The 19516-nt window shown below is 56.4% G+C and carries 19 protein-coding genes; 11 read left to right on the forward strand and 8 right to left on the reverse strand.

All coding sequences use genetic code 11. The features are described from left to right. Positions 1-25 precede the first annotated feature (25 nt). A complete protein-coding gene (locus B7364_RS14445) occupies positions 26-1057 on the forward strand; it encodes a serine hydrolase domain-containing protein (protein ID WP_085340746.1) in 1032 nt (343 codons plus the stop codon). Here B7364_RS14445 and B7364_RS14450 read toward each other — a convergent pair. From B7364_RS14450 to trmFO, 3 genes are all read right to left on the reverse strand, one after another. Next, on the reverse strand, positions 1054-1827 hold the full coding sequence (locus B7364_RS14450; protein ID WP_085340747.1) for an enoyl-CoA hydratase: 774 nt from the start codon (positions 1825-1827) through the stop codon (positions 1054-1056). The genes B7364_RS14445 and B7364_RS14450 overlap by 4 nt on opposite strands. An 80-nt stretch (positions 1828-1907) precedes the next feature. Continuing rightward, positions 1908-2888 (reverse strand): endonuclease/exonuclease/phosphatase family protein, encoded by a 981-nt coding sequence (locus B7364_RS14455; protein WP_085340748.1) that lies wholly within the window; start codon positions 2886-2888, stop codon positions 1908-1910. Beyond that, the gene (trmFO, locus tag B7364_RS14460) at positions 2885-4267 is read right to left on the reverse strand and encodes a methylenetetrahydrofolate--tRNA-(uracil(54)-C(5))-methyltransferase (FADH(2)-oxidizing) TrmFO (RefSeq protein ID WP_085340749.1); all 1383 of its coding nucleotides are present in this window, start codon (positions 4265-4267) and stop codon (positions 2885-2887) included. The genes B7364_RS14455 and trmFO overlap by 4 nt, the downstream gene beginning before the upstream one ends. A 219-nt stretch (positions 4268-4486) precedes the next feature. Here trmFO and B7364_RS14465 point away from each other — a divergent pair, with 219 nt between their 5' ends. Then, positions 4487-5365 (forward strand): hypothetical protein, encoded by an 879-nt coding sequence (locus B7364_RS14465; RefSeq protein WP_085340750.1) that lies wholly within the window; start codon positions 4487-4489, stop codon positions 5363-5365. A 12-nt stretch (positions 5366-5377) separates the two neighbouring features. Here the strand turns inward: B7364_RS14465 and xth are convergent, their stop codons facing one another. Then, positions 5378-6160 (reverse strand): exodeoxyribonuclease III, encoded by a 783-nt coding sequence (xth, locus tag B7364_RS14470; RefSeq protein WP_085340751.1) that lies wholly within the window; start codon positions 6158-6160, stop codon positions 5378-5380. Positions 6161-6240: 80 nt separating this feature from the next. Between xth and B7364_RS14475 the strand changes: the two genes are divergently transcribed. Beyond that, complete coding sequence (locus B7364_RS14475) at positions 6241-6612, forward strand: hypothetical protein (protein WP_085340752.1); 372 nt, start codon at positions 6241-6243, stop codon at positions 6610-6612. Between the two features lie 9 nt (positions 6613-6621). Here B7364_RS14475 and B7364_RS14480 read toward each other — a convergent pair whose 3' ends face one another. Both B7364_RS14480 and erpA read right to left on the reverse strand, forming a co-directional pair. Then, complete coding sequence (locus tag B7364_RS14480) at positions 6622-7293, reverse strand: nitroreductase (protein ID WP_085340753.1); 672 nt, start codon at positions 7291-7293, stop codon at positions 6622-6624. Positions 7294-7361: 68 nt separating this feature from the next. Next, positions 7362-7691, reverse strand: coding sequence for an iron-sulfur cluster insertion protein ErpA (gene erpA / locus B7364_RS14485; protein ID WP_085340754.1), 330 nt, complete (start codon positions 7689-7691; stop codon positions 7362-7364). A 117-nt stretch (positions 7692-7808) separates the two neighbouring features. On the opposite strand from erpA, the gene B7364_RS14490 reads away from it, so the two are divergent. From B7364_RS14490 to tatC, 8 genes are all read left to right on the forward strand, one after another. Continuing rightward, a complete protein-coding gene (locus B7364_RS14490) occupies positions 7809-8990 on the forward strand; it encodes a deoxyguanosinetriphosphate triphosphohydrolase (protein ID WP_085340755.1) in 1182 nt (393 codons plus the stop codon). A gap of 67 nt (positions 8991-9057) precedes the next feature. Further along, positions 9058-9921, forward strand: coding sequence for an SPOR domain-containing protein (locus B7364_RS14495; RefSeq protein ID WP_085340756.1), 864 nt, complete (start codon positions 9058-9060; stop codon positions 9919-9921). A 23-nt stretch (positions 9922-9944) separates the two neighbouring features. Continuing rightward, positions 9945-11003 (forward strand): glycoside hydrolase family 3 N-terminal domain-containing protein, encoded by a 1059-nt coding sequence (locus B7364_RS14500; RefSeq protein ID WP_085340757.1) that lies wholly within the window; start codon positions 9945-9947, stop codon positions 11001-11003. Next, on the forward strand, positions 11004-11804 hold the full coding sequence (locus B7364_RS14505) for a segregation and condensation protein A (protein WP_085340758.1): 801 nt from the start codon (positions 11004-11006) through the stop codon (positions 11802-11804). It abuts the gene before it with no gap. Then, positions 11801-12571 carry an SMC-Scp complex subunit ScpB gene (gene scpB / locus B7364_RS14510; RefSeq protein ID WP_332835088.1) on the forward strand — a complete coding sequence of 257 codons (771 nt, stop codon included), beginning with the start codon at positions 11801-11803 and terminating at the stop codon, positions 12569-12571. Before B7364_RS14505 ends, scpB begins: the two co-directional genes overlap by 4 nt. A 154-nt stretch (positions 12572-12725) precedes the next feature. Next, on the forward strand, positions 12726-12956 hold the full coding sequence (gene tatA / locus B7364_RS18300) for a twin-arginine translocase TatA/TatE family subunit (RefSeq protein WP_085340759.1): 231 nt from the start codon (positions 12726-12728) through the stop codon (positions 12954-12956). A gap of 45 nt (positions 12957-13001) precedes the next feature. After that, positions 13002-13523 carry a Sec-independent protein translocase protein TatB gene (gene tatB, locus B7364_RS18425; RefSeq protein ID WP_085340760.1) on the forward strand — a complete coding sequence of 174 codons (522 nt, stop codon included), beginning with the start codon at positions 13002-13004 and terminating at the stop codon, positions 13521-13523. Next, entirely contained in the window at positions 13520-14359 is an 840-nt protein-coding gene (tatC, locus tag B7364_RS14525) for a twin-arginine translocase subunit TatC (protein WP_232780924.1), read from the forward strand. Before tatB ends, tatC begins: the two co-directional genes overlap by 4 nt. Before the next feature lie 3 nt (positions 14360-14362). On the opposite strand, the gene rnr is transcribed toward tatC, so the two are convergent. After that, positions 14363-16696: a ribonuclease R gene (gene rnr / locus B7364_RS14530; protein WP_085340761.1), complete on the reverse strand. Its 2334-nt coding sequence runs from the start codon at positions 16694-16696 to the stop codon at positions 14363-14365. Then, entirely contained in the window at positions 16693-19335 is a 2643-nt protein-coding gene (gene topA / locus B7364_RS14535) for a type I DNA topoisomerase (protein ID WP_085340762.1), read from the reverse strand. The genes rnr and topA overlap by 4 nt, the downstream gene beginning before the upstream one ends. Positions 19336-19516: the final 181 nt, after the last annotated feature.

Genomic DNA, 19516 nt, shown 5'->3' on the forward strand with positions numbered 1-19516 from the left:
TCAGGCGAGGGCCGTTTCAGTCAGCATGACACAGACACTTCTTACCCGACGTTCCGCCCTTGTGGGTCTTTCAGCCCTTGTTTCCACGCCCGCAGTCGCCCAAACCCGGTTTGCGGCAGCCAAAGCCTATTCAACCGCCCGACGTGGCATTTCCATGTTGGTGATGCAGCGCGGTCAGATTCTGTTTGAGGATTATCAGGGACAGGGTCAGCGGTTTAAAGGTTGGGAATTGGCCAGTGGCACCAAAAGCTTCTCTGGTGTCATGGCCGCAGCGCTCGTTCAAGACGGCTTACTTAAGCTTGAGGAAGTTTGCGCCGACACATTGCCCGAATTTTGGTCTGATCGGTATCGCAGCGCCATAAAAGTATCCGATCTTTTGCACCTGGTTAGTGGCATTGACGGGAAGGATGGACGTAATTTTGGCGATGTCCCAACCTATGCCGAAGCCGTGGCAGTTCCTTCAACCAAGGCCACCGGCACGCAGTTTTCCTATGGCCCCGTGCCATTTCAAGTCTTCGGGGAAATGGTGCGGCGTAAGTTAATCGCGGCCAAAACAGGTGATGCTGACCCCTTGGCCTACCTAACGCGGCGTATTTTCGCGCCTTTGGGCATCCGTCCGATACGCTGGCAGCGCGGCAGTGATGGCATGCCTCATCTACCATCTGGTGCGGCAATAAGCGCGCGCGACTGGGCAAATTTTGGGCAGTTTGTGTTGGCTGGAGGTGTGCATCGCGGGCGGGCGTTGGTTGATTCTACCGCGCTACGGGCCAATTTTGAGGCCAGTTCGGCTAATCCTGGCTATGGTTTGACCTGGTGGCTTCCGCGCGCGGGCATGATAGGTCCGGGCCCACGTTCTGGTGTGGCTGGAGAGGCCGTCTCGCTGGCCGGGTTAGGCAAGCTTTATATGGCGGCGGGGGCAGGCAATCAGCGACTTTACCTGTTGCCTGACCAAGACATGGTCATTGTTCGCCAAGCTGATGGGATACGTGAAACTATGCGTCGCGGCGCGGGCGATTGGTCAGATCAGACGTTTTTAAGCCTCGTTTTGGGTGCTTAAGTCTGTCCGCGACCGCGTGCTTGAACAGCCTCGCGATTGGCAGCGACTTTGTCGGGTGTGACTTGATTGTTGCGCTCGGTTGAGAAGGCGGTCTCAAAGTGCAAGCCCGCGCCAAAGGTCATGGCAAAGCCATCATTGATCAGCTTCTTGTAGTCTTGCTGCGCTTGAGACGGCATGGTGGCCATGTCGGCGGCCAATTTTAAGGCAGTGGGCATCAAGTCCTCAGGACGAACAACCCGATTGACCAAGCCCCAGCTCTCGGCGGTCTCGGCATCTAAGAAATTGCCGGTAAGGGATAACTCCTTCGCGCGATATATCCCGATCAGGCGCGACAATTTCTGCGACAGGCCCCAGCCGGGCATAATGCCAACGCGCCCATGCGTGTCGGCAAAGCGGGCGGCGGTCGAGGCAATCAAGACATCGCACGCCAGCGCGACTTCAAAACCGCCCGTGATCGCGACACCATTAATCGCCCCAATAACCGGTTTTGTGCTGATCTCAATCGCACGGACGGGATTGGCTTCAGGCTTTTCTGCCGTCGCATCCCCCATAGCTAGTGGGTCGGTCGACAATTCCTTTAGATCTAGCCCTGCCGTAAAGGCCCGTCCGGCACCGGTCAAAATAATAACCCGGATGGCATCATCCTGATTGAGCTCTATCATAGCTTCATAGAGCGCCGATCGCATGGCCTTCGACATGGCGTTCATCGCCTCTGGCCGGTTAAGAGTGACAATGGCGATGGCGTCTTGACGGTCGATAGTCAGAGTCATGGGACTTCCTTCAGGCTTTGGTCTGGGTCAAACAGCGCAGACTTTGTGCGTGGCCCGGCAGGAAAAGGCAATGCTAGGCTTCAATTGATCGATTGGGGTGGGGCAATTGTAACCATCAGCGGGAAGTGGTCTGACCCCACATCAGACCCCACCTTGCACGCGAGAACATCCACATCACGGACCAGAACATGGTCGATCGTGACCTTGAGACCTGGAATCCGATCCAATTTGGTGCCGCTCCAGCCAATTGGCCGCCATGTTCCAACAGCCGGACCGCCGCAAGCGACACGCTTAAGCCCCGCAGTTTGCAGCAAGTTATAGAAGGGCAGCGCACTTGGCGTGGTGTTAAAGTCGCCCATGATCACCACCGGGCCCGGCTCGTTCTGCACCGCTTCTGCCAAAGTCGCCAGTTCGCGATTCCGCACACGCAGGCCTTCGCCCCGCCCGCGGGTTGGGTTTTGAAGATGCAGCACGATCAGCGTGTATCCCTCGCAGCGTGCCTTCAGCCCAAAGTTGCGGCCTTCGAAGACGGCTAACTCGCCATTGGGCCTTTCAACTTTGCAGCCCAAAGTCTCAACGCCCCAAGTTTCCTTCGATGGGGTTACAAATTCTGGGTGGCCAATTCCTGGAAACAATTCGCGCAGATTGCTGTATTCGGGTACTTCGCCAAGACCAATTGCTTTGGCCTGCTTCACTTCGGGCAGCAACGCAAAGCTCTTCAAGGCGAGGCGATTATCGTGAATATTCGCCCAAGCCAGGGTCTGGCCGTCAGCCATCTCTGCCTCGGTAAAGTTAGAGGGCGGATAAAGTGTTGGCACACGCAGATTGAAGAATAACAAGGCCAATAAAGCAAAAGCCTGCACCAGGGTCATGACGCGCCATTTGCCGAACCAAAACGCAGCTAAGCCCACCAAGCCGAAGACCATAATCAGCCGATCCCAGGCGCCAAACAAAGCCAAGATCCAATGGAAAGGGGCGCCAAGCGCTAGCCCGCAAAGACCCAAGGTCGCAAGCCCAATCAATCCCAAGGTCAGACGCACAATCCAAATCAGAATGGTCAAGCGGCTTGTTCTTTCTCGCTTGGGCCAAGCCAGGCTTCGAGGTCGCTCAAGGCGCGAACCGCTAGCGCTTTTTTGCGCAGGCGCCCCCGTTCTTTCCCTTTTCCACCTGCATCTTCACTCAATTCCGGGAAAAGTCCGAAATTGACATTCATGGGCTGGAAGCTGCCTTTGCCGCCGTCCACATGCCCCCCAGTGACATGGTTCAACAGCGCGCCCAAAGCGGTTGTTATCGGGGGCAAATGAGGTTCGATGCCTAAACGCTCCGCCCGGGCAAAACGGCCAGCGAGGAGGCCAATAGCCGCACTTTCGACATAGCCTTCACACCCGGTGATCTGACCGGCAAATCGAATATCGGGACGCGATTTCAGCCGCAGGCTTGCATCTAACAATTTGGGCGAATTGAGGAAAGTATTGCGATGAATGCCACCCAAACGGGCAAACTGGGCCTGTTCAAGGCCGGGGATCATACGGATGACTTCGGTCTGGGCCCCATGTTTCAACTTGGTTTGAAAGCCGACCATATTGAACAACGTACCCAACGCATTGTCCTGACGCAATTGGACCACAGCCCAAGGCCTTTTCCCGGTGCGCGGATCAATCAGGCCAACCGGTTTCATCGGGCCAAAGCGCAGGGTTTCGCGGCCACGTTCGGCCATCACTTCGATCGGCAAGCATCCTTCAAAATAGGGTGTGTTCTCCCACTCTTTGAAACTGGTCTTTTCGCCCGCCAACAAGGCATTGATAAAAGCTTCATATTCCTCTTTGTTCATTGGGCAATTGATATAGTCCGCCCCATCGCCCTCCGGGCCCACTTTGTCCCAGCGACTTTGGAACCAAGCAATATCAAAATTGATGCTTTCGCGGTGGACGATGGGCGCGATGGCATCGAAAAAAGCTAGCTCATCCTCTCCCGTCACCGATTGAACCGCTTGGGCCAAAAGATCCGAGGTTAATGGGCCGGTCGCGATAATCGTGCTGCCCCAGGATTCAGGTGGCAGCTCAGTCACTTCTTCGCGTACAAGCGTAATCAGGGGTTCTTGCGTCAGGGCTTGCGTCACCGCTGCAGAGAAGCCATCACGATCAACCGCCAAGGCAGATCCCGCAGGAACCTTGTGCGCATCCGCACATGCCATGATGAGCGAGCCTGCACGCCGCATTTCCGCATGGATCAACCCAACTGCATTGAACTCCCAATCATCGGAACGAAATGAATTCGAACACACAAGCTCTGCCAAACCATCGGTTTGATGCGCGTCGGTCTTCCGAACAGGGCGCATTTCGTGGAGAATGACAGGAACACCCGCTCGGCTGATCTGCCAAGCCGCTTCGCTTCCAGCGAGGCCGCCGCCAATAATGTGGATAGGTTTTACATGGGTCATGCAGCTTCAAATAGCGCAGCCTTGGCCTCGAGGGGAGGGGGCGGGCTCAGTCGCTAAGGCCTGCCACTGTCATTCCTTGCCCCTTTTGCGGGGGCCGGCGCGATCAAGCTTGTTTGATTACCCCTCTTGCACGCCAAAAGGATATAGCCGAAGGGAAAAGCGCACGATCCGGGGACGCCAAGGGCTGCTAGGCCCCTGTACCCATTTTGAGGAATTTCAATGTTAAAGACTTTCTCCCCTTCTGAAGCGGCCTTCTCTCTATTTGAATTGACCAAGCGCCAGCCGCAATTCGTGATGCGTTATGCCATGCTTTCTGCAGGGGTAATGGCAATCAACCTGTTGCTGGTTGCGGCGACCAATGCGGGGGAGGCGATGCAGCGTTATCTCGAACTCGCGCAAACCGAAACCATGCCTCAACTGGATGAAGTACAGGCCATTCTGGGGCCTGCGATGCCGGCTTTGATTTTCTCCTATGTGACCAGCGCCATTCTGAATGCCTTTTTGGCCGGTATGGCCTTGCGCAAGACTTTGCATGACCGCGAGGACGGATTTTGGGGTCTGCAAGCTGGCCTTATTGAAGTGCGCTATCTGATTGCGACGGTGGCCCTTATCCTCATCATAATAGTCACCAGCGCACTTCTTGTGATGATTTCAACCCTCTTGGCTGGTGTTCAAGGCGCTCTTGGCAGCCTCGCGGCCATTGCTTCCATGGGTGCCCTGTTTTGGTTCGGCATCCGCTTAAGTCAGTTTGGCGTTATGGGGGCGGTGACGGGCACGCTGGGTCTGAAAGAATCTTTTGAACAAACCAAGGGCAAATTCTGGCGCTATACGGGTGCCTATGCCTTGTGGCTGGTGGTTGTAATCATCCTGGGCATCATCGTGCAAAGCCTTGCCACCATCGGTGCCTCGGCGCTGGGGACCCGAATTGGTTCCGGCTTGCCTGCGAATTTGGAGGCGTTTGCGACCGCCGGTTGGGCATTTTACACCCTTTTTTATGGGATGGTCACAGGCTTCCTCAATCTCGGCTTTATTTGTATCGGGGCCTATGCGTGGCACCAAAGCCGGGGCGACTTACCCCCGCCGAAGTCGGACCTCTAACGGCCAATCGCTTTAAAAGTCGAAGTCTGCGGTTACGGGAACGTGGTCTGACGCCTTCTCCCGTGCCCGTACCATACGCCAGATTTTGACCTCTTTCAGTCGATCTGCCGCCTGTGGGCTGATGGCGAAATGGTCGATGCGGATGCCGTGATCCTTCGGCCACGCCCCTGCCTGATAGTCCCAGAATGTATAAGCATGTTCAGCCCCATTCACCGCCATGAAGGCGTCCGTCAGGCCCAGATTTAGCAGCCGTCGCCACGCGGCGCGGCTTTCGGGTTGGAAAAGGGCGTCGCCCATCCAAGCCGCCGGATCATAACAATCACCTGGCCGGGGGATAATGTTCCAATCCCCGGCGAGGACTAAGGGCTCTTCAAGGGTGAGGAGGTCTTTGACATGATCTTGCAGGCGAGTCATCCAGCGTAGCTTATAGTCGAATTTCTCGGTACCGAGCGGATTGCCATTCGGGCAATAAAGATTGGCGATCCGCACCGCGCCACTGGGCGTGGCGACTTCCACTTCCAGATAGCGCGCTTGCAGGTCTTCTTCCTCGCCCGGCAGCCGGTTTTGTGCCACTTCTGCAGGCAATCGGGTTAATATCGCCACGCCATTATAGCTCTTTTGGCCGGAAATGAAGCAATTGTAACCCGCGTCTTCAAGCGCCTCACGCGGGAATTTGGCCTCTTCGCATTTGATTTCCTGAATACAAACAACATCAGGACCAGCTTCTTTCAGCCATTCCAAGAGGTTTGGCAGACGCGCGTTGACAGAGTTGACATTAAAAGTCGCGATGCGCATTAGTCCGATCCTTGAAGCTCTAAGCCTGAGTTAGGGTTTAGTGGAATTCGAAAAGTTTAACAGCCCCGACGAGGTTCCCCATGACAGGCCGCCCTTCTTCCCCTCGCAGACCTGCTTATTTGGTTGCTGGTCTCATCGCGATTGCTGGCGGCCTGGTGTGTGCTGGGGCAGCAATTGCCCAAGAAGCCGCCCAACCTGCACCAGCGGCCACAAGCCAACCATCGACGACGACCACCAACACGCCTGAAACAACCCAAGCCCAAGCACCTGCCGCCAAACCAAAGCGTCGCGGTGCCCGCATGGTTTGTAAGCAAGAGGCGATTTTGGGAACGCGCCTTAAATCAACCCGCACCTGCCGCACGGCAGACGAGTGGCGTCGCATTTCCCGTGGTTTTCAGGATTCATTGAAAGCCACGACCGATAAGGGTGGCGCTGTTTTCAGTGGCAATTAGGTCCTTATTCTAAAAGCCTTTGAATTGGGCGATTTCATCGAGAGGGGCGCGCTCGGTCCGCAATTGATTGATCGGCGCGTCCTTGTCTTCATAACCCAGCGCCAAACCGCAATAGATGACTTCATTGTCCGGCAAGCCAAAATGGGTTGCGAGGCTTTGGCGCACCATGCCCCAAGCCTCTTGCATACAGGTGGCCAAGCCGCGCTCTTCGGCGACCAGACAGATCGTCTGCATCAGCATGCCCATATGGGCCCATTGACCATGGCCCATGGAACGGTCAATCACGAAAAAAATGCCAACGGGTGCACCAAAAAACTGATAATTACGCGACATCTGGCCCAAGCGCCCAAGCTTGTCTTCGCGGGGAATGCCAAGGATTTGGTACATATCTTCCCCAACCTTATAGCGGCGGGAACGATGGGGTTCTTTGACTTCGGCAGGATAGATTGGGAATTCACCGGCTTCCCCGCGGGGATTCTCATTCAGCGCCCTTTGTGCCAAGGCCACAACGGCGTCTCGCTCTTCCCCCGCAATCACAATCATTTTCCACGGCTGCAAATTGCCGCCGGATGGCGCTGAGCGGGCGATATCCAAAAGCGCGCGAACTTCTTCCAAGGGTACGGGATCTGGCTTAAAGGCGCGCACAGATTTGCGTTGCTTCACAGCGACTTCAATATTCATGATTGTATTCCTGAGCTGGTATTTTTTTCCAGACTAAGGCCAAATGCGCCTTTGGGGCAAGCGGCCTCTTAGACAGAAAAGCTAATCCCACAGCCGCACGAGGATTTCGCATTCGGATTGCGGATTTTAAAGGACGAGCCGATCAGATCATCGACCCAGTCAATTTCTGCGCCCTCCAAAAAGGGCAGAGAGACTTGATCGACGGCGACTTTGGCTGCGCCTTTTTCAATAATCACATCATCCTCGCCCGCCTGCTCGGCAAAGCCAAATTCATATTGAAAGCCCGAACAGCCCCCGCCATTGACGGCGACACGAAACAAGTTCGCCCCGGGCTCGGTGGCAATAAGATGTTCAATTTTCGCCGCTGCGGCATCTGAAACAGAAAAACCTGACTGCATGCGTGTAAGCCTATCTTCATGTAAGGGCGCGAAAAGGCAGCTTGAACGCCAAGCTGTTTTCTTTTCCGTCAACTTTATCCCTATATGGGGTAGAAACTTGTTTTGAGGAAGACCCTGATGCCTGTCCAACCGCGCCCAGCGCCTTTCGCCGCAGATCCCGCCAAGAGTCGCGGCAGACGCTGGTCAGAGCCAGAAAGCCAAACACGCTCTCCTTTTGAGCGTGATCGCGACCGGATCATCCATTCCACAGCTTTCCGGCGCCTGAAAGGGAAGACCCAAGTGTTTGTTGCCCATGAGGGCGACCACTTTCGCACCCGTTTGACCCATTCCTTGGAAGTGGCCCAAATAGCCCGTTCTGTATCGCGCCGCCTTGGACTTAACGAAGATTTGGCCGAAGCCTGTGCCTTAGCCCATGATTTGGGCCATCCGCCCTTTGGTCATACGGGCGAGCATGCGCTGGATGATTGCATGAAGCCTTGGGGCGGGTTTGACCATAATGCGCAGACCTTGCGCGTATTGACGCGCCTTGAACGCCGCTACCCAGGTTTCGATGGCTTGAATCTGACGTGGGAGACCTTGGAAGGCACGGTTAAACACAATGGTCCGATGCTGGCCAAAGGTGTGACACTGGAGAGCTTGGCCCCAGTTTGGCAAAATCTAAATGCTGAATTTGATATGGGTCTCACAACTTTTGCTTCCGCAGAAGCCCAAGTCGCTGCCGTAGCCGATGACATTGCCTATAATAATCACGATATTGACGATGCCTTGAGCGGTGGCATTTTTACCGACGCAGAAATGTGTGACAGCGTGCCCTTGGTGCGTGAAGTCTATGACGAGGCCGCCCGCGACTATCCCAATCTAGACCTTGGTCGGATGCGGGGGGAAGTTATTCGCCGCTTGATTGGCATTTGGGTGAATGATCTTGTTGTTGAGAGCCAAAGACGCATCGCGATCTACAACCCGCAGTCGGTGGACGAAGTGCGTGCCTTACCACAGGCTTTGGTTGGCTTTTCTGACGAGATGATTGCAAAAGCCGCAACGCTTCGCGAATTCCTCTATGCGAAAATGTACCGCCATTGGCGGATGAATCGCTCGCGCAGCCAAGCTCGGCGAATCGTTCGGGAATTATTCGACGTTTTTCTGGCCGAACCCGATACTTTGCCGCCAGATTGGTTGCATCTCCACAGCAAAGATTCCACGAAGGCAGCACGCTTGATTTGTGACTACATCGCTGGAATGACTGATGATTTTGCAATTGATGAGCATCGTCGGCTCTTCAATCTTGATCGGACCTTGTAACAAGGGGCTGGCGCCGACTCAATTGAGAGTTACAAGAAACTTTCTTTCAAGTCTGGAGTAGATTCGCATGGCCAACCGGGATCGTGATTCCTTTGACGATTACGACACTGATGATCAAGACGATGGGTTCTTGACCTTTGATGCGCGCGAAGAAGAAGAAGATCGCAGTCGTGGCCCGCTGATCATTGTTGGTATTGTAGCCGTTTTGGCTTTGATCGGCGTCGTCTTCTGGCAGGTCTATTCGTCAAATCGCGAACCATCTGAAACCCCTCAAGTAGCAGCCGACACGGGCTCCTTCAAAGCACCAGGGGATGCAGCGGCGACCGCTCCAGTCGTCGGCTCTGATCTGGATAAGGGCGTGTTTGATGCCGCGAGCGGTGCTTCTGCACCTGCACTCGACGTTCAGCCGGCAAGCCCAGTAGAAGCGCCCATGTTGACCGATGGCAGCGCGGCCCCAGCTGCAATCGCGCCGGTGCCGGCCCCTGCTGCAGCCCCGGCCAAGACTGCGCCGCCTAAACAAGTCGCCGCCGCAACACCTGCACTTAAGCCTGCGGCTACCGCGCCTGCTACCAAACCGGCAGCAGCGCCGGCTGCCACCAAAACCGCGCCAGCTGTAACCAAGACTGCAGCGCCTGCGCCCGCTAAAGCCAGTGCGCCAGCCGCGCCAAAGGTTGATCCTGCACCTGCTGGGGGAACTGGTTTTGCCGCTCAATTGGGTTCGTTTAAGGACAAAGCCTCTGCCGATACTGCTTTGGCGCGCTTCCGGGCGTCTGGCCTGTCGGGTCCTGTGTCGATCGTTGCCGCAGACCTCGGTGCGAAGGGGACGTGGTATCGGATCCGCGCCACCGGCTTTGAGTCGCGCTCAGAAGTCGAGATATTCTGCGGCAAGGCGCGCACTGCGGGTGCCCAGTGCATTCCAGCCTCGCGCTAAGATGAGGGGCTGGCGACCTTAGCATGGCAGTCGCCTGCGTCATTGATGTGGCAGGACCCGTCCTGACGTTGCAGGAGCGGCGGTTGTTTGCCGCACGCGATCCTTGGGCCTTTATCTTGTTCGGTCGGTCCTGTGAGACCCCCGGCCAAATTCGTGCCCTGTGCGAGGACTTGCGTGACAGCGTTGGGCGGGCTTGCCTGATCTTCATCGACCAAGAAGGCGGGCGGGTACAGCGTTTGGCACCGCCGATTTGGCCGCGGCTACCTGCCTTATCCTTCTATGGCAAGCTTTGGCAGGACAATCCGGCGCATGCGCGGGAGGCTTGCGCCCTGCATCATCAAATTATGGGCCAAATGCTGCGCGACGTTGGGATTGATGCCAATTGTGCGCCCTGCCTTGATCTGCGCTTGGAAGGGGCAAGCCATGCCATTGGTGACCGGGCTGTGTCGGCCGATCCAAACTGCGTCGCTGATTTGGGTCAAGTTGGTCTCGCTGGCCTCCAATCTGCTGGTGTCGCTGGGGTTTTGAAACATATGCCAGGCCAAGGGCGAGCCGCACTGGATAGCCATGAAGCTTTGCCCCGGATTGCGGCCTCGAAAGACGTTTTGGCGCAGGATTTGTTGCCATTTCGGGCCAATCAATCAGCCCCCATGGGCATGATTGGTCATGTTGTATTTGAAGCCATCGACCCCGTTGCTCCAGCCAGCCAGTCCGCTCGCGTCGTTCACCATTGGATCCGCGACGCTATGGGTTTTGACGGTCTATTGATGACCGACGATTTGACCATGAAAGCCCTTGATCAACCCGATGAAGTTAAAGCGGCCCGCGTGTTTGAGGCCGGCATTGATATCGCCATGCGCTGTCATGGCACGCTGGACGAGCGGGACGCCTTTCTGCAGCATTGCCCGCCCTTGGCGGGGGCCAGTTTAGATCGTGCAAAGCGGGCGGAGGCCTATGCACCAAAACCTGTCGTTGCCCTCGACCCCGATCAGCTCTGGGCGCGCTTCACAGAATTGACGGGCTGGGAGAAGGCCATGACCCTTTCCATCTCGCCCGATCCAACCCGAAAGGCGTGGGCTTAAATGGCCGGTGACGACGTCTTAGAAGCGGCCCTGCGCGGGGTGGGTGAAAGCGACATTGCCTTTAGTGTCGATCTTGATGGCTATGAAGGCCCGCTACATGTTCTATTGCGTCTAGCCCGCGACCAAAAAGTAGATTTGCGTCGCTTATCGATCTTGAAACTGGCTGAGCAATATTTGGAATTCGTTGCGGCCGCCCGTTCTGCCCGGATTGATTTGGCCGCAGACTATTTGGTCATGGCGTCTTGGCTGGCCTATTTGAAGTCTCGCCTCTTGCTGCCGCGCAAAGAACGTCCAGCGGGGGAAGAGCCTGTAGAAGACATTGCAGCGCATTTGGCTTGGCGTTTGGCCCGTCTTGATGCGATGCGCGCTTCCGCCGAGGCCCTCTATCAGCGCCCGCAACAGGATTTGGACTTCTTTACACGCGGAGCGCCCGAAGAAACCGCAGTTACCGAAATTCCCTTATGGGAGGCAACCATCCTCGATCTGCTGCGGGCCTATGCTGACCAGCGCGTGCGGGGGGTAGAGCCAAAGCATGAAGTGAAAGCGTGGCCGGTCTATTCTCTCGATGAGGCGCGCAAACGGCTTGAGCGTTTGATGCCGCGCGCAACAGACTGGCAGGCCTTGGGTGAGTTTGCGCCACCAGAGACCAGTTTTGCCAAAGAGCCGCCTAGTGCAGCATCGCGCTATGCAAGCCTTTTGGCCGCCAGTTTGGAACTGGCCAAACAAGGCAAGCTTGCCGTGCGGCAATTGGAACATTATGCGCCGCTTTATGTGAAGGCTGGGCCGGAGACTTTGGTGTGACAGAACCCGAAGACGATAGCGCCAATGATCGCACCTCCCCAGAGGCCATAGCGGCGGCTGTGCGCAGTTTGGCGCGGGCTAAACCTGAACTGGATTTGGTGGACAGGGCCGATTTGTCGGTCGATCCAGCACCCGATGTCGACCGCATGGTTGAGGCCCTGTTGTTTGCCAGTGCAGAGCCGGTGCGTGCTTCTGCGATTGCCGCCCGTCTGCCCGAGGGCGCCGATGTGGGCGGGGCCTTGGCGCGCCTGAAGCGGCGCTATGTTGGCCGGGGTGTCGTCTTGGTTGAAGTCGCTGGGGGCTGGCGGTTTCAAACTGCCCCTGATTTGGCTTTCTTGATGGAAGAGCGGCGTGAAGAGCCTCGTAAATTGTCAAAAGCGGCTCTCGAGACCTTGGCCATTATTGCTTACCATCAACCCTGCACCCGCTCAGACATTGAAGAAGTGCGCGGGGTGGGTGTCGGGCGTGGCACGTTGGACCTTCTGATGGAGATTGGTTGGGTGCGGGCAGGGGCGCGCCGGCAATCCCCCGGCAAACCTTTGACCTATCGCACCACGCGCGAATTTTTAGCCCATTTCAATCTCGCCAGCCTCGAGGATTTACCCGGCAAGGCTGATCTACAAGCGCAAGGGCTCTTGGATGCCCGTTTGCCGCCTGATTTTGAAGTACCCCGCCCCATTTCTGCCCAAGATGGCGACGATGATAGCAGCTATGAGGCAATGGATGGCGATGACATCGCTTTCACACAAGACTTCTTTGAACCCTGAGGAAACTTCCGCTTTGATAGGCGTCTAGTAATCTCTCGTCGCTATCACGATTGTCTGAGCGCTTGCAGGAAGTGACTGGCAAGCGGGTCCTTGGTAGATTATGTGCATCTGAGCAGCCTTGTGGTCAGGGCCGATCAACGGAACGGAGAATAAAATGGGCAGTATGAGTCTGATGCACTGGTTGGTCGTTGCAGCCGTGGCATTGCTGGTCTTTGGTGGGCGCGGTAAACTGTCCTCCATCATGAAAGACGCCGCAGAAGGCATCAAAGGCTTCCGCAAGGGCTTGGCCGACGAACCAACTGCTGCAGCTTCTGAAGCCGCCAAAGTCAATGATAGCAATACGATTGACGTGAGCCCTTCGGCAAAGTCAAAGACCGAAGCGTAATTCGGTCTTCGACCTCTACAATTTTGAGGTCAGGAGTCCTCACGCATGTTTGATTCCATCGGCTTTCAAGAGCTGGTCGTCATCGGTATCATTGCCTTAATGGTGGTTGGGCCGAAGGAGTTACCCGTCTTGATGCGCAAAGCTGGCCAATGGACTGCGCGACTGCGCGGCATGGCAGCTGACTTTCGGGCTAATTTTGATGAAATGGCCCGACAAGCCGAGTTGGATGAGTTGCGTAAGGAAGTCGAAGCGCTGCGCAACAATAACCCGATCCAAGATATTCGCGACGAGCTGACCAAACCGTTCGAGACCGGCATCGACCCCTATGCGCCCATCACACCTTATGGGTCTGATCATCATCATCAAGTCACCCAACAAACCCCCATGATGGACGCACTGCCGCCCGCCGTCGAATCGGCACCCGAGGCCAAGCCTAAGCGGACGCGCAAGCCCAAGGCTGAAACAAGTGCCGCCGCCGAAGTCGTTCCTGAAGCCGAAGTGGCTGCCAAGCCCAAGCGTCCCCGTGCGCCACGTGCGACCAAGACAGCAGGAGCTGAAGTGGCGTGAGCGACTTGATCCCCCACCAAAACCCGGTTGATCCGCCGCTTTCCCCCGATGAAGCGGCGATTGAGGCCACCCGTGCGCCCTTGATGGAGCATTTGGTGGAATTGCGCGATCGGCTGATTTGGAGCGTTGGCGCTATTGCTGTGGGATTCGCAATCTGCTTTTCTGTTTGGAAGTTCATTTTACACTGGCTATTGTTGCCCTATGAGAATGCAGTCATTGCTGTGAAGGGCGTGGAAGCGCTTAATTCCACGATGAGCCTTATCTCGACGGCACCGCTTGAGGCGTTTATCACCCAAATCAAAGTTGCTATGTTTGGTGGGATATGTCTGGCCTTTCCGATGATCGCCTTCCAGCTTTATCGGTTTGTAGCGCCGGGCCTCTATAGCCATGAAAAGCGCGCCTTTACCCCCTTTTTGGTCATGGCACCGGTCTTGTTCACCATGGGCGCAGCGATGGCTTATTTCGTTGTGATGCCAATGGTGATGCAGTTTTCTTTACGTCAAGAGTTTGCGCCAACTGAAGGCGGAGTTGGCGTGGTCTATCAAGGCAAGATTTCCGAATATGTTGGTATGATCACCACCTTAATCCTCGGTTTCGGAGCGTGCTTTCAATTGCCGGTGGTGCAAGTCCTACTGGGCCGCGCGGGTATTGTGGACGGGCAGACGTGGCTTGAAAATGGCCGTTATGCGATCTTTGGGATTTTCGTGGTGGCAGCCATTGTGACCCCACCTGATGTCATCAGCCAGTTTTCTTTGGCCATTCCTCTGATTTTGCTCTATTATATCGGCGCGTTCTTGGTAAAGATGGGCGAACCGAAAGAGGCAGCATCTGGCTAATCTCTAGCGCTTTCGCCGGGTTACACCGCGCGGTGGGCCACCTGGTTTGCGCATGGGTGTTGTGCCGCGGGCAGGGCCGCGCAAGGCACGCCGGCCCGGAACAGGCCCGACTTTCGGTTGGCTTACTATATCAAACAAAAGCCCGCCGGAGACCGGGGTCGCTTCTAATAAGCGGACCCGCACCTTTGCCCCCAGTTCCCAGCGGTCGCCCGTTTCTGAGCCAATAAGGGCATGGCCAGCTTCATCATGATGGAAATATTCACTGCCCAAGCGCATGACGGGCACGAGCCCATCACCGCCGGTCTCTTCCAGCCGAACAAATACGCCAAACCGATTGACGCTGGTAATGCGCGCATCAAAGGTCGCACCGACCCGTTCGGACAAAAAGGCTGCCACATAGCGGTCGGTGGCCTCGCGCTCGGCCGCCATGCCGCGCCGTTCGGTGGCAGTAATCGCTTCAGCGACTTTTTTAAGCTGCTCTGGGCTTGTCTTCTTCAGGCCGTCCTCACCCAAACCCAAGGCGCTGATCAAGGCCCGGTGCACGATCAAGTCGGCATAGCGGCGAATGGGCGAGGTGAAATGGGCATATTTGCGTAGATTGAGGCCGAAGTGACCTAGATTATCGGTGTCATAAATCGCTTGAGCTTGCGTTCGAAGAACGATCTCATTGATCATTTCGGCATGCTCAGTTGGTGCGGCCAATTCCAGCACGCGATTAAAGCGGGCAGGGCTGGGCGGTTGACCCTTGGCCCATTTCATATTCACCGTCGCTAGAAAATCTCCCAAAGCGGCAAGTTTGGTTTCGCTTGGCTGATCGTGCACGCGATAGATCAAGGGCGAGCGCTTTTCTTCCAATGTCTCTGCCGCACACACATTGGAAAGGATCATCATTTCCTCAATCAGGCGGTGGGCATCAAAACGGTCGCGCAGACCAATAGAGAGAACTTTGCCTTCGGGTGAAAGGATGATTTTGCGCTCAGGACTATTGATCTCAAGCGGCTCACGTTGGTCGCGTGCCTTTTCTAGCGCGCGATACGCCGCCCATAGCGGCTTCAGTACCGTGTCGAGCAAGGGCGCGGTCACCGCATCTGGCATACCATCAATGGCCATTTGCGCTTGGGTATAGGTGAGGCTGGCAGCACTCTTCATCAGGCCGCGCACGAAGCGGTGGCTCTGCTTATGGCCGCCGGCATCGATCCTGATCTCAAGCGCTAAGCAGGGCCGCTCTACCCCATCCATCAGCGAGCATAAGTCCGCCGACAGGCGTTCTGGCAACATGGGCACAACCCGGTCCGGGAAGTAAACCGAATTGCCCCGCATCAGGGCACCTTCATCGAGCGCAGAGCCCGGCGTCACGTAATGCGCGACGTCGGCAATCGCGACCAAAATCTTATGACCGCCACCGGGCAAAGCCTCCGCATAGACCGCATCATCATGGTCGCGCGCGTCATCGGGGTCGATGGTCACGAACGGAATGTGGCGCAAATCTTCCCGATTTCCCAAAGGAGCAGGCCCAGCGGATTGCGCTTCTTCTTCCTCTTCGGCGGTGAAACCCATCGGAATCCCATGGGCAGCAATCGCTAAAATCGAAGCCGCCTTTGGATTTTCGTTATTGCCAAAAATCTCAATAATTTCAGCTTTTTTCGGGCCGTAGCCGCGATGGGGTAATAAACGCGCTGCCACCAAATCGCCATTGCGCGCACCCTTGGCGTGCTCCGGCAAAATCATCAAGTCATGGCGTTGTTTCTTGTCGGCGGGCACCAGCCTGCCACCCCCAGAGCCCGCTTGGCCCGGGCGGACATCAGCAGCCATAAAGACGCCAAACACCCGCTCTATCACCCGGCCGAGACGCTTGATGTTTTGGACTTCATACTCGCCTTCCTGGGTTTGGCGAGTCTTGCCAATGAAGCGGTCGCCCACGCCCGGTGGTGGGCCTTCGTGGCGAACTTGTGCGCGCATACTGGCAAGGCGCACCAGCGGCCCATAAAGCTCATCCTCGCGACCCAGCGCGCGCGCCATCAGCTCGCCTTGGCTGTCGATTTCGATAATTTGGAACATCCCGCCTTCTGGCGGTACCGTGCGGCTGGCAACTTCCTTGCGACCGGTCTTGGCAATCGCACCTTCATCGGCCAGCTCGCGTAGCATGGCCTTCAGGGCGCGGCGTTCGTCACCCTTGATCCCAAAGGCGATGGCGATTTCACGTGGCCCAATGGCAGTCTTGGCTTCATTCAAAAAGGCCAGCAAGGTCGCTTTGTCTGGCACACCCAAGGCGGGGCGCTTCACCGGCTTTTTCGGTGATTTGCCTTTCTGGCCGTTGCCACGACCCTTCGTCTTCATGCACCGCTCGCCTTCTTAGCTGCCGCCTTTTTGGCAGGGGCCTTTTTCGCGGCTGGCTTTTTGGCTGTTGCAGCCTTTTTCGCTGCGGGCTTTGCCGAGGATTTAGCTGCACTGGTTTTTTTGGCTGGCTTTTTCTTACCCACCCCGACCATGGCCACACGGGCTTCAATCAAGGCGAGGGCAGCTTCCCGCGTGATGGTGCCAGGGTCTTGGCCTTTCGGCAAAGTCGCATTGGTCGTGCCATCGGTGACATAGGGGCCATACCGACCGGCCATCACTTTGATGACTGGCCCCCCTTCGGCTGGCGCGGCAAATTCCTGCAAGGCCGCAGCGGCGGTGCGCTGGGGACGGCCACCCCCCGCCAACTTTTCAGCCAGCACGGTGACGGCGCGGTTGAGCCCGATCTCAAACACATCCTCAATCGTGCCGACATTTGCATAGGTCTTGCCATGCTGCACATAGGGGCCAAAGCGGCCCAGATTGGCGACAATGGGCTCTCCATCTTCGGGGTGGGCACCTACCGTGCGGGGTAAGGATAAGAGGCGTAAGGCCCGCTCAAGCTCGAGGTCTGCGGCTGACCAGCCTTTGGGCAGTGACGAGCGCTTGGGCTTTTCACCGTCGCCCAATTGCACATAAGGCCCAAAGCGGCCGGCTTTGAGCCAGACATCGAGACCGGTTTCTGGATCCGAGCCCAAATTGCGGTCGCCACTGGCTTCCGGGGAGTCGCCCGATGGTGCGGTCAATTGGCGCGTATAGCGGCACTCGGGATAGTTGGAGCAGCCGATAAAGGCACCAAACTTACTGGTCTTAAGCGATATCCGGCCATCTGCGCAGGATGGGCAGGCTCGCGGGTCGGACCCATCGCCCTTATCGGGGAAGATGTGGGGTCCAAGCGAGTCATTAATGGCATCTAAGACTTGCGAGGTCCGCAAGTCACCCGTGTCGGCAATCGCCTTGGAGAAGTCTTCCCAGAACTCACGCAGCAAAATCCGCCAACCCAAATCACCGGAAGAGACGAGGTCGAGGCGCTGTTCCAAGTCTGCAGTAAAGTCATATTCGACATATTTGGCGAAGAAGTTTTCCAAGAAGGCCGTCACCAAACGACCCTTATCGTCTGGGATGAAGCGGTTTTTATCCATATGCACATATTCGCGGTCGCGCAGCACAGTTAGGACCGAGGCATAAGTCGAAGGCCGACCAATGCCCAGCTCTTCCATCTTTTTGACCAAGGTCGCTTCGGAATAGCGCGGCGGCGGCTCGGTGAAATGCTGGGTGGCGGCAATGTCGGTTGCGACAACGGAATCGCCTGCCTTCAGATTGGGCAGGCGGCGGCTATCTTCATCCTCTTCATCATCGCGCCCTTCTTGATAGAGTGCGAAGAAGCCGTCGAACAAAACAACTTGTCCTGTTGCCCGCAAGCCTGCGCGGCCATTGGCGTCGACCAGATCAATCGTCGTCCGCTCAACAATGGCTTGTTCCATCTGACTGGCAATTGCACGCTTCCAGATCAGATCATAAAGCTTAGCCATATCGGCTTCGAGCCGCAATTTGGAGGGATGGCGATTGGGATCCGTGGGCCGGATTGCTTCATGTGCTTCTTGAGCATTCTTCGCTTTCGAGCTGTAATAACGAGGTTTTTCGGGAACATACTCGCTGCCAAACCGGTCGCCAATTACAGCCCGGCATTGCAGGATTGCGGCCTGATCCATCGCCACGCCATCGGTTCGCATATAGGTGATGAGGCCAACCGTTTCACCACCAATATCAACGCCCTCATAGAGTTTCTGGGCTACTTGCATGGTCCGCTGCGCATTAAAGCCCAATTTGCGGCTGGCTTCCTGCTGCAGGGTTGAGGTGGTGAATGGCGGCGCGGGCGAGCGCTTAAGCGGCTTGGCCTCCAGGCTTGCCACGGTGTAGCTACCAGCCATGGTCGCTGCTTTGGCGGCATCGGCAGAGGCGTCATCTGGCAAATCAAATTTGTCGAGTTTTTTGCCATCAAGGCTTACCAGACGCGCCTCAAAGGCGGCACCGATTTGCGCTTTGGCTTGGGCCGTCACCGTCCAATATTCGCGCGCCTTAAAGCGCTCAATCTCCATCTCGCGCTCAACAACCAGGCGCAGGGCGACCGATTGCACCCGGCCAGCAGAGCGCGAGCCCGGCAGTTTCCGCCACAGGACAGGGGATAGATTGAAGCCCACCAGATAATCGAGTGCGCGGCGTGCCAGATAAGCATCGACCAATTCCTGATCAATCTGGCGCGGATTAGCCATGGCGGCCAAGACTGAATCCTTGGTGATCGCATTGAAGGTGACCCGCGACACCGCTTTGTCTTTAAGGACCTTGCGCGATTTCAGGGCTTCCAAGAGATGCCAAGAAATGGCTTCGCCTTCCCGATCGGGGTCGGTGGCAAGGATCAGACTATCGGCTTTCTTGACCCGCTCAGCAATGTCGCGAATCCGCGCGGCGCCCTTGCTGTCAGCCTCCCACACCATTGCAAAGTCTTCATCAGGGCGGACGGAACCATCCTTGGATGGCAAATCGCGCACGTGACCAAAACTGGCGACCACATCATAATTGGTCCCCAAATATTTGTTGATAGTTTTGGCCTTGGCCGGTGATTCAACGACAACGAGATGCATGTTTGGCTTATCAGACTTTGAAAGGGCCTCTGCAAAGGCAGAACCTCACGGGCGGAAGTGGGTTCGCAACGGGCGTAATGTCAATGGCTTTCCGCAAATCTAAGTGTAATGCATCTTGACGTGTGACCCTTGCGTGATACAACTAGAAATATAGTCACACCGTTCAGGCCATTATAGGGTG

It is taken from the genome of Aquidulcibacter paucihalophilus, from assembly GCF_002105465.1.
GTDB lineage: Bacteria > Pseudomonadota > Alphaproteobacteria > Caulobacterales > Aquidulcibacteraceae > Aquidulcibacter > Aquidulcibacter paucihalophilus.